The organism is Sphaerotilus sp. (assembly GCF_031429695.1).
Taxonomy (GTDB): Bacteria; Pseudomonadota; Gammaproteobacteria; order Burkholderiales; family Burkholderiaceae_C; genus Sphaerotilus.
This window is the reverse complement of the sequence record NZ_JANPAB010000067.1, coordinates 1-11061: the sequence shown is the minus strand read 5'-3', so window position 1 is coordinate 11061 and position 11061 is coordinate 1. Positions and strand designations below refer to the sequence as shown.

The following is an 11061-nucleotide window of genomic DNA, read 5'->3' as shown; positions in this document are numbered from 1 at the left end:
GCGGCAGGTGGTGGAGTTGCAGGTGCGGGCCGCAGTGCTCAACCGCTTCACCCACTTGGGCACCCCGGTGACGCGGGCTGTGGCGTAACTCCGTCTGGGGTCAGGGGAAACTCAGCCTCGGCTGGGTTATGCAACAAAGCCACACTGCTGGCGAATCAGCCCACCCGCGCCGCCGACACCGCCGCCCGCAGCCCCAGCAGATAACTGTCCACCCCGAACCCCGCAATCTGCCCCCGCGCAATCTCGGCGATCACCGAGTGGTGCCGGAACGCCTCGCGGGCGTGGATGTTGGACATGTGGACCTCGATGATCGGGCACTTCAGGATGGCCAGCGCATCACGGATGCCGTAGCTGTAGTGCGTCCACGCGCCCGCGTTGATCAGCACGCCGTCCACGCCCTCGCCGTGGGCACGGTGGATGCGCTCGGCCATCTCGCCTTCGAAGTTGGTCTGGAAGCACTCGACCTCGGCGCCCAGCTCGGTGCCCAGGGCGATCAGTTGTGCGTCGATCTCGGCGAGCGTGGTCGTGCCGTACTGCTTCGGGTCGCGCTTGCCGAACATGTTGAGGTTGATGCCGTTGAGGACGAGGAACTTCATGGGGAACTCCGGTGTGCGGGGATGGTGGAACGAATGAAAAAACGGTGCAAAGGATAGTGGATCGGCCCGCCCCGGCTCACGCCAGCGCCACCGCGCAGCCACGGGCCGCCGCCTCGACGATGGCTTCGGTCACGCGCAGGTTGTTCAGCCCGTCGCGGGCGCTGACCAGCGGCGCCTCCTCGCCGCGCACGACGCGGGCGAAGTGCGCCATCTGGTGCTTGAGCGGATCGTCGCGGACCATGCCGACCGTGCCGACATCGAAGGGCTTCCACCACGAGCGGTCCTCGGGGCGCGGGTAGGTCTTCAGGCGCATCGTCGGCACGGACAGGCTGCCGTTGGTGCCGGTGAGGATGTAGCAGTCCTCGTCCTCGTGGCTCGGGTACGCCTTGTTCTCCTGGCTGGTCTGCTCCCAACTGCGGGCGCAAGCGGCGGTGTCGCTGAGGAAGAAGGTACCGAGCGCGCCGCTGGCGAAGCGCAGGTTGATCACCACCGTGTCCTCGACCGCGAAGCCGCGCACCGCGTTCGAGCTGAACGCCTGCACCGCGGCGATCTCGCCGCACAGCATCCGCAGGTTGTGGACCTCGTGGATCAGGTTGATCAGGATCGGCCCGCCGCCCGGCTCGCAGCGCCAAGGGCCTTCAGCGAAATACTGGTCCGGCTTGTAGAAGGCCGCGCTGCCCATCACGCCGACGAGGCGCCCGAGCTGCCCCGAGGCGATCACCTCCCGCGCCTTGGCCATGATCGGGCTGTGGGCGCGGTGGTGGCCGATGAGGACGGGGATGCCGCTGGCCTCGGCGCAGCGGACCAGCGTCTCGGCCTCGGCGACGGTCGGCGCGATCGGCTTTTCCACCAGCACCGGCAGCCCCGCGTCAAGGCAGGCCAGCGCCTGCGGCACGTGCAGCGCGTTGGGCGTGGCGAGCACCACGGCGTCCGGCCGGTCCGCCGCGATCAGCTCGGCCAGCGAGGCGAACAGCGGCACGCCCATCTGCTCGGCCAGCACCTGGGCCGCCGGCGAGGGATCGACGATGGCCGACAGCGCGCAGGTCGGGCTGTGGCGCAGCACGTCGATGTGGGCGCGGCCGATGATGCCGGCGCCAGCCACGGCGATGCGGGTCTTGGTCATGCAGTGTCTCCTCCGAACACCTAGGGAAGCCGGCAGGTTACTGACAATCGGGATCTCTACAATCGTCTGGTCAATAGTCAGCGAGCAACAGCACGTGAAAAACAACTGCGCGCTGAACGGCCTCCCCTGAACCGGACCCTGAAAGGTCTGCATGACGCTGAACCCGATCCCCTTCCTCAAACGCCTGCTGGTGAAGCTCAAGGGGCTGCTGCGTCGCCTCGGTGCCGGCGCCACAGCGACCACGTCCCCGACGAGCGAAGCGGGGTTCGGCAGCGCCGCCATCGAAGCGCGCTTCATCGGCGGGCGATTCCTCCACCGGTTCGGCACGCGGGACTACAAGCTCTACCTGCCGTCCTCCGAGGCCGGCCAGCGCCCTGCTCTGCGCCCATTGCTGCTGATGCTGCACGGCTGCACCCAGACGCCGGACGATTTCGCCACCGGCACCCGCATGAACGATGCGGCGCGGGCGGGCGGGTTCCTGGTGCTCTACCCGGCGCAGAGTGCGTTCGCCAACCTGCACCGCTGCTGGAACTGGTTCAAGCACAACCACCAGCAGCGCGACCGTGGCGAAGCGGCGCTGCTGGCCGATCTGACGTGGGAAGTGGTGCAGGCCCACGGGGTCGATCCGGCGCGGGTCTGGGTGGCCGGGCTGTCGGCGGGTGGCGCGATGGCAGCGGTGCTGGGCGAGACGTATCCGGAGCGGTTCGCCGCCGTGGGGCTGCACTCGGGCGTGCCGACCGGGCTGGCGAGCGACCTGTTCTCGGCAATGGCCGTGATGAAGAGCGGCCCGTCCGGCATGGCTCCGCGTTCCGCTGCGCCGCCACCCACCATCGTCTTTCATGGCGACCACGATCAGGTGGTGCATCCGGCCAACGCGGACGAGGCGATGCGGCGGTTCGACGCGCTGGGGGTGCGCGACACCCACCACGGTCAGACGGACCAGGGCGTCGCCTATACCCTGCACCGGGTGCGGGACCGCCAGGGACACGTGCTCGCCGAGCAGTGGACCGTGCAGGGGGCCGGCCACGCGTGGTCGGGCGGCAGTGCGGCCGGCACGTACACCTCGCCTTCAGGGCCGGATGCGACGGCGGCGATGGTGGCGTTCTTTCACACCCAAAGGCAGCCCGCAGCAGCTTCCCGGTAATTCCCGTAGGCTTCGGTGCCTTGCCCTCCGGAGCCTTGTTCATGACCGACCCGACCCCCTACACCCCGCCCCCGATCTGGACCTGGAACAAGGCCAACGGCGGCCAGTTCGCCAGCATCAACCGCCCCATCGCCGGCCCGACACACGAGAAGGTGCTGCCCGTCGGCCGCCATCCGCTGCAGCTCTACTCGCTGGCGACGCCCAATGGCGTGAAGGTGACGATCCTGCTGGAGGAGTTGCTCGCCCTCGGCCACACGGGTGCCGAGTACGACGCCTGGCTGATCAAGATCGGCGACGGCGACCAGTTCGGCAGCGGCTTCGTCGAGATCAACCCGAACTCCAAGATCCCCGCGCTGATGGACCGCAGCGGCCCCGCGCCGATCCGGGTGTTCGAGTCGGGCGCGATCCTGATGTACCTCGCGGAGAAATTCGGAAGCGCCTTCCTGCCCACCGAGCCGGCCAAGCGCGCCGAATGCCTGTCGTGGCTGTTCTGGCAGATGGGCAGCGCGCCGTTCCTCGGCGGCGGTTTCGGGCATTTCTACGCCTACGCGCCGTTCAAGATCGAGTACGCGATCGACCGCTACGCGATGGAGGTCAAGCGCCAGCTCGACGTGCTCGACCGGCAACTGGCCGAGCACGCCTACATCGCGGGCGAGGACTACACGATCGCGGACATGGCGATCTGGCCGTGGTACGGCGCGCTGGCCAAGGGGCTGGTCTATGGCGCGGGCGAGTTCCTGCAGGTGCAGGACTACAAGAACATCCAGCGGTGGACCGATCAGGTGGCGGCGCGGCCAGCCGTGCAGCGTGGGCGCAAGGTCAACCGCGTCCAGGGCGATCCGGCCAGCCAGTTGCACGAGCGGCACGAGGCCAGCGACTTCGAGACGAAGACGCAGGACAAGCTGGGCGGCTGACCTTCTGCTGCGGGGCCGGCATTCAACCGAAGGCCAGTCCGCAGCCCAGATCGTCCAGCAGTTGGAATACCTCGGACTCGAAGTGGGCGATGGGCTGCGTACGCCCGGCGTCCCACAGAGCACCGGCCGGCACCCGGTCCCCAAACAGCATCACCACCGGGCAGGTGTTGTCGCGCACGGACATCCAGTACAGCCCGTGTGCCGCCGGCATGTGCTGCCAGACGTGCAGCGCCCACTGGCGGGTGCGTAGGTAGTCCGGCTGCTCCGTGCCGAACAGGTCCGCCACCTTGAGGCCGCAGGCGCGCAGCCCGACGCTCGACAGGTTCGCCAGCACCAGATCCGGCAACGCGATCTTGCTCAGGTGCAGCAGGCTGGCCTTGTCCTGTTCCCAGTCATGCAGGTGCCCGGTCGAAGGTGTGGGCACGTCGTGCAGCTCCACCTCCGCGATGGCGCCTCGCGGGGTCTGCGCCGCGTAGAGGGTCGGGATCACACCGCCAGTCGCGGGATCGATGAGCGGGCTGAACCGGGCGTTGCCATGCGGGGTATCGTTGAACGCGGTCGACGCGTAGTGGCCGGACAAGCGATCGAAACGATGCACGCGGTACCAGACGCCCCCTGGGAGAGGTTTGATCCGGAACGGTTTTATGGGTGGCGGCAGCGGCAGGTCAGCCATGCTGGGGACCGGCCCTGTGGGCGCGGGCCGCCTCCATGACGGACGCTGGCTCGGTCGCGAGCAGCTCACGCGGCTTGCGACCCGCCAGGCGCGAACTGCTCGACTCGAACCACGAAGCGATGCGCAGCGGCGAGTGACCATCCAGGATCTTCAGCACCTCGCGCAACTCGGCAATCGGCTGTCCCAGCAGATCAAACGCATAGTCCGGGAACACCTTCTGCCCCCGGTGCTCGATCGCGAAGACCCGCCCCTGGCTCAACCACCGGCTGGGCAGGGAATGCGGGTTGGCAGCTTCGGGATCGGCCCGGACACCCACTTCGCGGGAGGTCAGCCAGGCCGTGCCATTCAGGATCGCGTCGGCGGCACGTTGTTTCAGGCGTTGTGCCACCGGGTCAAGGTGGTTTTCTTCGCTCTCAGCATCTGCCATGGTCGATCACCTCAAACCAGCGGCACGGTCATCCGCGCAATGACCGGCCCAGTGTCTGGCCGCACCCCACGCCACCACACGAACGCCTCAGCCGCCTGCTCCACCAGCATGCCAACGCCATCGGCCAGCAGGGGCACACCCGCGTTCTGCGCCAGCCGCAGGAACGGCGTCAGACCCTTGCCGTAGACCAGCTCGTAGGCCAGCACCGCCCCGGTGAACACCGACGCGGGCACGGCGGGCAGTTCCGCCTTGAGGCTGGCGGAGGTGGCGTTGAGCACCACGTCGAAGCGCTCGCCGGCCAGATCGCCCAAGCCGCAGCCGGTGATGCGCCCGCGTCTGCTGAACGCGGCGGCCAGCGCAGTGGCCTTCTCCGCCGTGCGGTTGGCGATCACCAGCTCGGCCGGCTGCTCGGCGAGAAACGGCAGCAGCGCGCCCCGCACCGCCCCACCCGCCCCCAGCAGCAGCACCCGCTTGCCCGCCAGCGCCACGCCGAGGTTGCGCTGGAGGTCGTTGACGAGGCCCACGCCGTCGAAGTTGTCGGCCAGGATGCGGTCGCCCTCGAACTTCAGCGCGTTGGTGGCGCCAGCCAGCTCGGCGCGTTCCAGCCGGTCGGTGGCGAGGTCGAAGGCTTGCAGCTTGAACGGCGCGGTGACGTTCATTCCGCGCCCGCCCGCGTCGCGGAAGGCGTACACGGCGCCCGCGAAGCCGTCGAGCGGGCCTTCGAGGGCGGTGTACGCGATGTCCTGCGCGGTCTGCTGGGCAAAGGCGGTGTGGATCAGCGGCGACTTGCTGTGCGAGATGGGGTTGCCGATGACGGCGTAGCGGTCGGTCATGTCGGTCCTTGTCGTGACGAAGTCAGGGCTTGTTTCGAGAACAGCACGCCATCTGCCTGCATCGCCGCGATCTCGTCGGCGCTGAAGCCCAGGCGGGCGGCCACGTCGGCATTGTGCTGGCCCAGATCGGGCGCCACCTGGTGGACCGTGGTGTCGCAGCCGGAGAAGCGGAACGGCAGGTTCGGCAGCCGCAGCGTGCCGTAGCGCGGGTGTTCCTGCTCCATGACCATGCCGCGGGCCCGGATCTGCGGGTCATTGATCACCTCGTCGATGCGCTGGACCTTGGCGGCGGGCACGTCGATCGCGTCCATCAGCGCCAGCACCTCGGCGACCGTGCGCGCCGCGACCCACGGCTTGACGGCGGCCAGGATCTCCTCGCGGGCGGCGTTCCGGCCACCAGAGGTATGAAAGCGCGTGTCGCTGCCGAAACCGGCCGGGCCGCCGTGCTGCTCGATCAGCGCGGCGAAACGCTTCCAGGCGTCGTCCACCTGCGCCGCGAGCACGAGGTCACCGTCCGCCGCACGGAAGACACCGTACAGCGTCGAGGTCGGCATGTCGTGGCCGGTCTGCTCGGGCAGCACCGTGCCGCCCGACAGCGTGTAGCACTGCACCGCGTATTCGTGCATCGACACCAGGCAGTCGTACAGCGCCATGTCGATGTGCTGGCCCTTGCCCGACGTGACGCGGCCGAGCAGCGCGGCGTTGATCGCGGCGACCGCGTGGATGCCGGTGTACATGTCGCCCAGCGAGATGCGCAGCAGCGGCGGCGCTTCGCCCGGCGTGCCGATCATCTGCATGATGCCGCTCTTGGCCTCGGCGATCAGGCCGAAGCCGGCGCGGTGGGCGTCCGGGCCGGTGTGGCCGTAGGCGGAGATGGAGCAGTAGACAAGCCGGGGGTTGCGCGCCGCGAGTTCCGCGTAGCCGAGGCCGAGCCGGTCGAGCGCGCCGGGGCGGTAGTTCTCGATGAACACGTCGGCCGAGTCGCACAGCTTCTGCATGAAGTCCTTGCCACGCGGGTCGCGCATGTTGACGCTCACGCCCTGCTTGCCCATGTTGAGCTGCAGGAAGTAGCCGCTCTGCTGGTCGTCGAGGACGTGCGCGTGCTGGCGGCCAGCGTCGCCGGAGCCAGGGCGCTCGACCTTGATCACCTCAGCGCCGAGTGCGGCCAGGCAGCGGCCGACATAGGGGCCGGCGAGGAAGTGCGAGTAGTCGATGACGCGCAGGCCGGCGAGCGGCAGCGGCTGGGCAGACGGGTGGCTGGATTGGCTCATGCGGATTTCCTCGGGACCATGACGCGGTGCTCGCCGCGCTGCACGACTTCGTCGCGCTGGTTGATCAGCTCGGACGGCAGCACCAGGATGCCCCAGCCCGGCCGGCTCTTCGATTCGCGTTTCACGCCGACGTGGAAGCGCACGCGCACCACGTCGCCGAGCTTGATCGGCGCGACGAAGCTCCATTCCCAGCCGAGCGACATGCCCGGCTGGAAGCGCATCGCGCTGTTGGTCTTCAGGCCGTCGGCGATCGACAGGCCGAACAGGCCATGCGCGACGCGGGTGCCGAACGGGGTCTGGCGGGCGTAGTCCTCGTCGGTGTGGACGGGGGTGTGGTCGCCGCTCAGGTCGGCGTAGGCCAGCACGCGGGCTTCGGTGACTTCGTAGGGCGGGCTGGTGCAGCGCGCGCCGACTTCGGCGTCGTCCCAGTACAGGTCGTGGGTGGTGTCGCAGGCGGTGGGCATGGGGAACTCAGCTCCGGGGATTGATCGACAGCGCCTGCGCGACGCAGCTTGCCGGGCGGGCCTGCATCAGCTCGACGGCCAGCCCGTCCGGCAGGCGCAGCCAGTTGCGGCCCTGCGGCATCTCGGTGACGCCGAAGGCATGGGCGGCAGCGATGGCGGCTTCCACGTCCTCGCACATGATCCCGAGGTGGCCAAGGCGCCCTTCCGGTCCTGCAAAGTCGGGCTTGGCGATGAACTGCATGCCGCCGAGGGTCCAGTACTGGATCGGGTCGGCTTCGGTGCCCTGCACTTCGCGCATCGTCATGCCAAGCACGTCGTGGAAGAAGCGGATGTGCCAGTGGATGTCGCGCACCCAGATGGCGACGTGTTCGAGGTAAGCCTTCATGGCCATGGTCATTCCTTGGTTTGGCGGTCGATCGCCATGCGCCGCTCGATGCCCTTGATGCAGGCAACCAGCGCGGCGTTGACCGGGGTGGGAACGCCGACCCGCGCACCTGCACGGACAACGGCCCCGTTGATGAAGTCGATTTCGGTGACAGAGCCTTTTTCCAAGCTTTGCAGCATCGAGGTCTTGAACGCGAGCGGCAACCCGGCAGAAGCGCGGTCCCAGGCTTCGACCGGCTCGTTCATGCTCAGCCGGACACCGCTGGCCCGCGCCACCGCCATCGCCTCGGCGACCGCCGCCAGCGCCGTGTCGCGCAGCGCGGGGATGGCGTACAGCTCGCCGTAGACCAGCCCGGTGACGCCGCTCAGCGCGCCGGTGGCGACATTGATCAGCAGCTTGTCCCAAACCGTGCCGAGGATGTTGTCGCTGACCTCGGTGCGCAGACCGGCACGGTTGAAGGCGTCGGCGATGCGCTGCACGCGGGGCGTGGCCGTGCCGTCGAGTTCGCCGATGACGGTGTGCTTGCCGGTGACGCCGGAGAGGATGCGGCCCGGGCCGAGCATCACGCCGCCGACGTAGGTCTTGCCCGCCAGCACGCGCTCGCGGCCGACGACTTCCGCCAGGATGTCCTCGTGGCCCAGGCCGTTCTGCAGCGACAGCACGACCGTGTCCGGGCCGACGATCGAGCGGGCGCCCTCGATCGCCGTGCGGGTGTCGAAGGACTTGACCAGCACGACGACGACATCGGCCACGCCCAGCCCCGCGCACGAGGTCGCGGCGCGCACGGCCACGGCGCGTTCACCCTCCGGCGTGACCAGCGTGAGGCCGTGGGCGTTGATCGCAGCGACGTGGGCCGGCGAGCGGTTGATGAGCGTCACGTCGGCGCCCGCTTCGGCGAGCGCGCCGCCGATGGCGCAGCCAAGCGCGCCAGCGCCCAGGATGCAGATGTTCAAGGTGGTCCCCTGTGGTCGATGGCGCGACGATAGGACGGCCGCCCCATGTCAGCAATGCAATGCAATCAATACACTGCATTGCCAGATTCAATACCAGCAAGACCACCTCATGCTGACCGACGACCCACCCCTGCCCGACACCCGGCTGCTGCGCCTGCTCGACCTGCTCTACGACACCCGCAGCGTCACCCGCGCCGCCGAGCGCCTCGGCCTGAGCCAGCCGACGGTGAGCATCTGGCTCGGGCAGTTGCGCCAGCAGTACGGCGACCCGCTGTTCGTGCGCACCCCCGGCGGCATGGCACCAACGCCCCGCGCCGACGCGATGATCGGCCCGGTGCGCGAGGCGCTCGACGCGATGCGGCGGCTGGGCCGCGCCGGCACCGACTTCGATCCCGCCACGAGCACGCGGCATTTCCGCATCTGCATGACCGACGCCAGCCACATCACGCTGCTGCCGCCGTGGCTGGCGCATGTGCGGGCGCTGGCGCCGTCGGTGAGCCTGTCGGCGGCGCGCATCGACGCATCGACCGCAGACGCGCTTGCTTCGGGCGAGGCGGATCTGGCGGTCGGGCTGGTGCCGTGGCTGGAGGCGGGCTTTTACCAGCAGGCGCTGTATCCACAGGACTGGGTCTGCCTCGTCAATGGCCGGCACCCGCGGCTGGGCGACACGCTGGACCTCGCCGCCTACGAGGCCGAAGCCCATGTCGGCATCGCCGCGGGGACCGGCGCCCCGCTGCTGGCCGATGCGCTGCAGACGCAGGCGGTGCAGCGGCGGGTGTTGCTGGAGCTGCCGGGGTTTCTCGGACTGGGGGCCATCCTCTCGACCACGGACCTCGTCGCCACGCTGCCGCGCCAGATCGGCGAGACGCTGGCGCGCACCAGCGGGCTGCGGGTGCTGGACTGCCCGGTGGCGATCGAGGGGTTCACCGTCAAGCAGCACTGGCACGCCCGCTACCACCACGACGCCGGCAACCGGTGGCTGCGCGGGGTGTGCGCGGCGCTGTTCCTGCGGCCACAGGCAAACCCGCCCTGACATTGCACCAAACGGGTGCTAGATTCGCCGCATGACCACCCCCGACCGGGCCAAGAAAGCGCCACGCCGCACCGCCGAGCGCATCCTCGACCACTCGCTGGCGCTGTTCAACCGCTACGGCGAACCCAATGTCTCGACCAACGCGATCTCGGCCGACCTGAACATCAGCCCTGGCAACCTGTACTACCACTATCCCGCCAAGGAGGTGCTGGTCAACGCGCTGGTGAGCCGCTACGAATCGGCACTGGCCGAGGCACTGGTGGCCGCCGGCCCGGCCGACGACGCCGAGGGTGCATGGAACCTCGTACCGGGACTGCTGCGGCTGGCGTGGGACTACCGCTTCATCTTCCGCGACCTGAACGATCTGCTGACACGCAACCGCCAATTGGAGACCCGCTGCCAGGCGGCGCTGGCCTTGCAGCAGGCGGCGGTGCGGGAGCGGGTGGTGCGGCTGTGCGTGATCGACGGGGCGCCGCTGTCGGAGGAGGACGCCAGCGCGCTGTCGGTGTCGATCGTCGTGCTGCTGACCTACTGGCTGAGCTACGAGTACGTGCGCGACCCGCGCCACGCGCTGGAGCCGGACAACGCCGACGCGGCGGTGCGGCACGGGACGCGGCAGGTGATGGCGCTGCTGTGGCCGTACCTCAGCGTGGAGCGGCGGCGGCAGTTGCGGCCGGCGTCGGGGGTCCCTGATCCCAGTCCACCGGCCTGAGATCAGGGACGCGGGTTGACACGTCGGCTGACCCCGAAGCCCCCCTCCCGACCTCCCCCCGCTGGGGGGAGGAGATTGTCCTGATCTAATGATTTCGCACACACCGATAGGTGGAAATCACCTGGGCAACGAACGTGACGAACACGAAACGAAGAGTCTTTGACGCGAGCTTCAAGCTGCAGGTCGTGCAGATGATCCGGTCGCAGGGCCTGGGCATTGGCGAGGTCTGCCGGGACATGAAGCTGGGCGAGACGGCGGTGCGGCGCTGGCTGGCGCAGGCAGACGCTGAACAGCTGGGGCAGCCCGGCATCGGCAAGCCGTTGACGGCGGAGCACCAGCGCATCCGCCAGCTCGAAGCCGAGAACAAGCAACTCCGGGGGGACGTGGAAGTATTAAAAAAAGCATCGGCCTTCTTTGCCCGGGAACTGCGATGAGCTTCAAGCTTGTTCGCCAACTCGAAGAGAAGGCCGTGGCGGTGGAGCAGGTTTGCCGGGTGCTGGGCGTCAGCCGCTCGGGCTACTACGCGGCCCAGC

At 68.9% G+C, this 11061-nt stretch carries 14 protein-coding genes; 5 read left to right on the top strand and 9 right to left on the bottom strand.

From position 1 onward, the window contains the following. Positions 1–155: 155 nt before the first annotated feature. Both aroQ and RMP06_RS13150 read right to left on the bottom strand, forming a co-directional pair. Positions 156–596, bottom strand: a complete 441-nt coding sequence (gene aroQ / locus RMP06_RS13155; protein WP_310462233.1) for a type II 3-dehydroquinate dehydratase — start codon at positions 594–596, stop codon at positions 156–158. A 76-nt stretch (positions 597–672) separates the two neighbouring features. Next, positions 673–1719 carry a Gfo/Idh/MocA family protein gene (locus tag RMP06_RS13150; protein ID WP_310462232.1) on the bottom strand — a complete coding sequence of 349 codons (1047 nt, stop codon included), beginning with the start codon at positions 1717–1719 and terminating at the stop codon, positions 673–675. Between the two features lie 151 nt (positions 1720–1870). Between RMP06_RS13150 and RMP06_RS13145 the strand changes: the two genes are divergently transcribed. Next, on the top strand, positions 1871–2863 hold the full coding sequence (locus tag RMP06_RS13145; protein ID WP_310462231.1) for an extracellular catalytic domain type 1 short-chain-length polyhydroxyalkanoate depolymerase: 993 nt from the start codon (positions 1871–1873) through the stop codon (positions 2861–2863). A gap of 41 nt (positions 2864–2904) precedes the next feature. Beyond that, positions 2905–3777, top strand: a complete 873-nt coding sequence (gene yghU, locus RMP06_RS13140) for a glutathione-dependent disulfide-bond oxidoreductase (RefSeq protein WP_310462230.1) — start codon at positions 2905–2907, stop codon at positions 3775–3777. Between the two features lie 22 nt (positions 3778–3799). On the opposite strand, the gene RMP06_RS13135 is transcribed toward yghU, so the two are convergent. The 7 genes from RMP06_RS13135 to RMP06_RS13105 are packed head-to-tail and all read right to left on the bottom strand — an operon-like array spanning position 3800 to position 8783. Next, complete coding sequence (locus tag RMP06_RS13135) at positions 3800–4450, bottom strand: RES family NAD+ phosphorylase (protein ID WP_310462229.1); 651 nt, start codon at positions 4448–4450, stop codon at positions 3800–3802. After that, entirely contained in the window at positions 4443–4877 is a 435-nt protein-coding gene (locus RMP06_RS13130) for a hypothetical protein (protein ID WP_310462228.1), read from the bottom strand. Before RMP06_RS13130 ends, RMP06_RS13135 begins: the two co-directional genes overlap by 8 nt. Positions 4878–4888: 11 nt before the next feature. Then, the gene (aroE, locus tag RMP06_RS13125; protein WP_310462227.1) at positions 4889–5710 is read right to left on the bottom strand and encodes a shikimate dehydrogenase; all 822 of its coding nucleotides are present in this window, start codon (positions 5708–5710) and stop codon (positions 4889–4891) included. Continuing rightward, complete coding sequence (locus RMP06_RS13120) at positions 5707–6981, bottom strand: CaiB/BaiF CoA transferase family protein (RefSeq protein WP_310462226.1); 1275 nt, start codon at positions 6979–6981, stop codon at positions 5707–5709. The genes aroE and RMP06_RS13120 overlap by 4 nt, the downstream gene beginning before the upstream one ends. Next, positions 6978–7445 (bottom strand): MaoC family dehydratase, encoded by a 468-nt coding sequence (locus tag RMP06_RS13115; protein WP_310462225.1) that lies wholly within the window; start codon positions 7443–7445, stop codon positions 6978–6980. The genes RMP06_RS13120 and RMP06_RS13115 overlap by 4 nt, the downstream gene beginning before the upstream one ends. A 7-nt stretch (positions 7446–7452) precedes the next feature. Next, the gene (locus tag RMP06_RS13110; protein WP_310462224.1) at positions 7453–7836 is read right to left on the bottom strand and encodes a VOC family protein; all 384 of its coding nucleotides are present in this window, start codon (positions 7834–7836) and stop codon (positions 7453–7455) included. Between the two features lie 2 nt (positions 7837–7838). After that, positions 7839–8783 (bottom strand): ketopantoate reductase family protein, encoded by a 945-nt coding sequence (locus RMP06_RS13105; protein WP_310462223.1) that lies wholly within the window; start codon positions 8781–8783, stop codon positions 7839–7841. Between the two features lie 109 nt (positions 8784–8892). On the opposite strand from RMP06_RS13105, the gene RMP06_RS13100 reads away from it, so the two are divergent. The 3 genes from RMP06_RS13100 to RMP06_RS13090 all read left to right on the top strand — a co-directional run bounded on the left by RMP06_RS13100 (position 8893) and on the right by RMP06_RS13090 (position 10962). After that, the gene (locus tag RMP06_RS13100; protein ID WP_310462222.1) at positions 8893–9816 is read left to right on the top strand and encodes a LysR family transcriptional regulator; all 924 of its coding nucleotides are present in this window, start codon (positions 8893–8895) and stop codon (positions 9814–9816) included. A 31-nt stretch (positions 9817–9847) separates the two neighbouring features. Continuing rightward, a complete protein-coding gene (locus RMP06_RS13095; protein ID WP_310462221.1) occupies positions 9848–10528 on the top strand; it encodes a TetR/AcrR family transcriptional regulator in 681 nt (226 codons plus the stop codon). A 134-nt stretch (positions 10529–10662) separates the two neighbouring features. Beyond that, the gene (locus tag RMP06_RS13090; protein WP_310462220.1) at positions 10663–10962 is read left to right on the top strand and encodes a transposase; all 300 of its coding nucleotides are present in this window, start codon (positions 10663–10665) and stop codon (positions 10960–10962) included. The last annotated feature ends 99 nt before the right edge of the window (positions 10963–11061 follow it).

What these genes read in the sequence shown, in the direction of transcription:
- RMP06_RS13150 (WP_310462232.1), bottom strand. Translation starts at nt 1,719, where the DNA reads ATGACCAAGACCCGCATCGCCGTGGCTGGCGCCGGCATCATCGGCCGC.
- aroE (WP_310462227.1), bottom strand. Translation starts at nt 5,710, where the DNA reads ATGACCGACCGCTACGCCGTCATCGGCAACCCCATCTCGCACAGCAAG.
- yghU (WP_310462230.1), top strand. Translation starts at nt 2,905, where the DNA reads ATGACCGACCCGACCCCCTACACCCCGCCCCCGATCTGGACCTGGAAC.
- RMP06_RS13120 (WP_310462226.1), bottom strand. Translation starts at nt 6,981, where the DNA reads ATGAGCCAATCCAGCCACCCGTCTGCCCAGCCGCTGCCGCTCGCCGGC.
- RMP06_RS13110 (WP_310462224.1), bottom strand. Translation starts at nt 7,836, where the DNA reads ATGGCCATGAAGGCTTACCTCGAACACGTCGCCATCTGGGTGCGCGAC.
- RMP06_RS13095 (WP_310462221.1), top strand. Translation starts at nt 9,848, where the DNA reads ATGACCACCCCCGACCGGGCCAAGAAAGCGCCACGCCGCACCGCCGAG.
- RMP06_RS13130 (WP_310462228.1), bottom strand. Translation starts at nt 4,877, where the DNA reads ATGGCAGATGCTGAGAGCGAAGAAAACCACCTTGACCCGGTGGCACAA.
- RMP06_RS13135 (WP_310462229.1), bottom strand. Translation starts at nt 4,450, where the DNA reads ATGGCTGACCTGCCGCTGCCGCCACCCATAAAACCGTTCCGGATCAAA.
- RMP06_RS13100 (WP_310462222.1), top strand. Translation starts at nt 8,893, where the DNA reads ATGCTGACCGACGACCCACCCCTGCCCGACACCCGGCTGCTGCGCCTG.
- RMP06_RS13145 (WP_310462231.1), top strand. Translation starts at nt 1,871, where the DNA reads ATGACGCTGAACCCGATCCCCTTCCTCAAACGCCTGCTGGTGAAGCTC.
- RMP06_RS13115 (WP_310462225.1), bottom strand. Translation starts at nt 7,445, where the DNA reads ATGCCCACCGCCTGCGACACCACCCACGACCTGTACTGGGACGACGCC.
- aroQ (WP_310462233.1), bottom strand. Translation starts at nt 596, where the DNA reads ATGAAGTTCCTCGTCCTCAACGGCATCAACCTCAACATGTTCGGCAAG.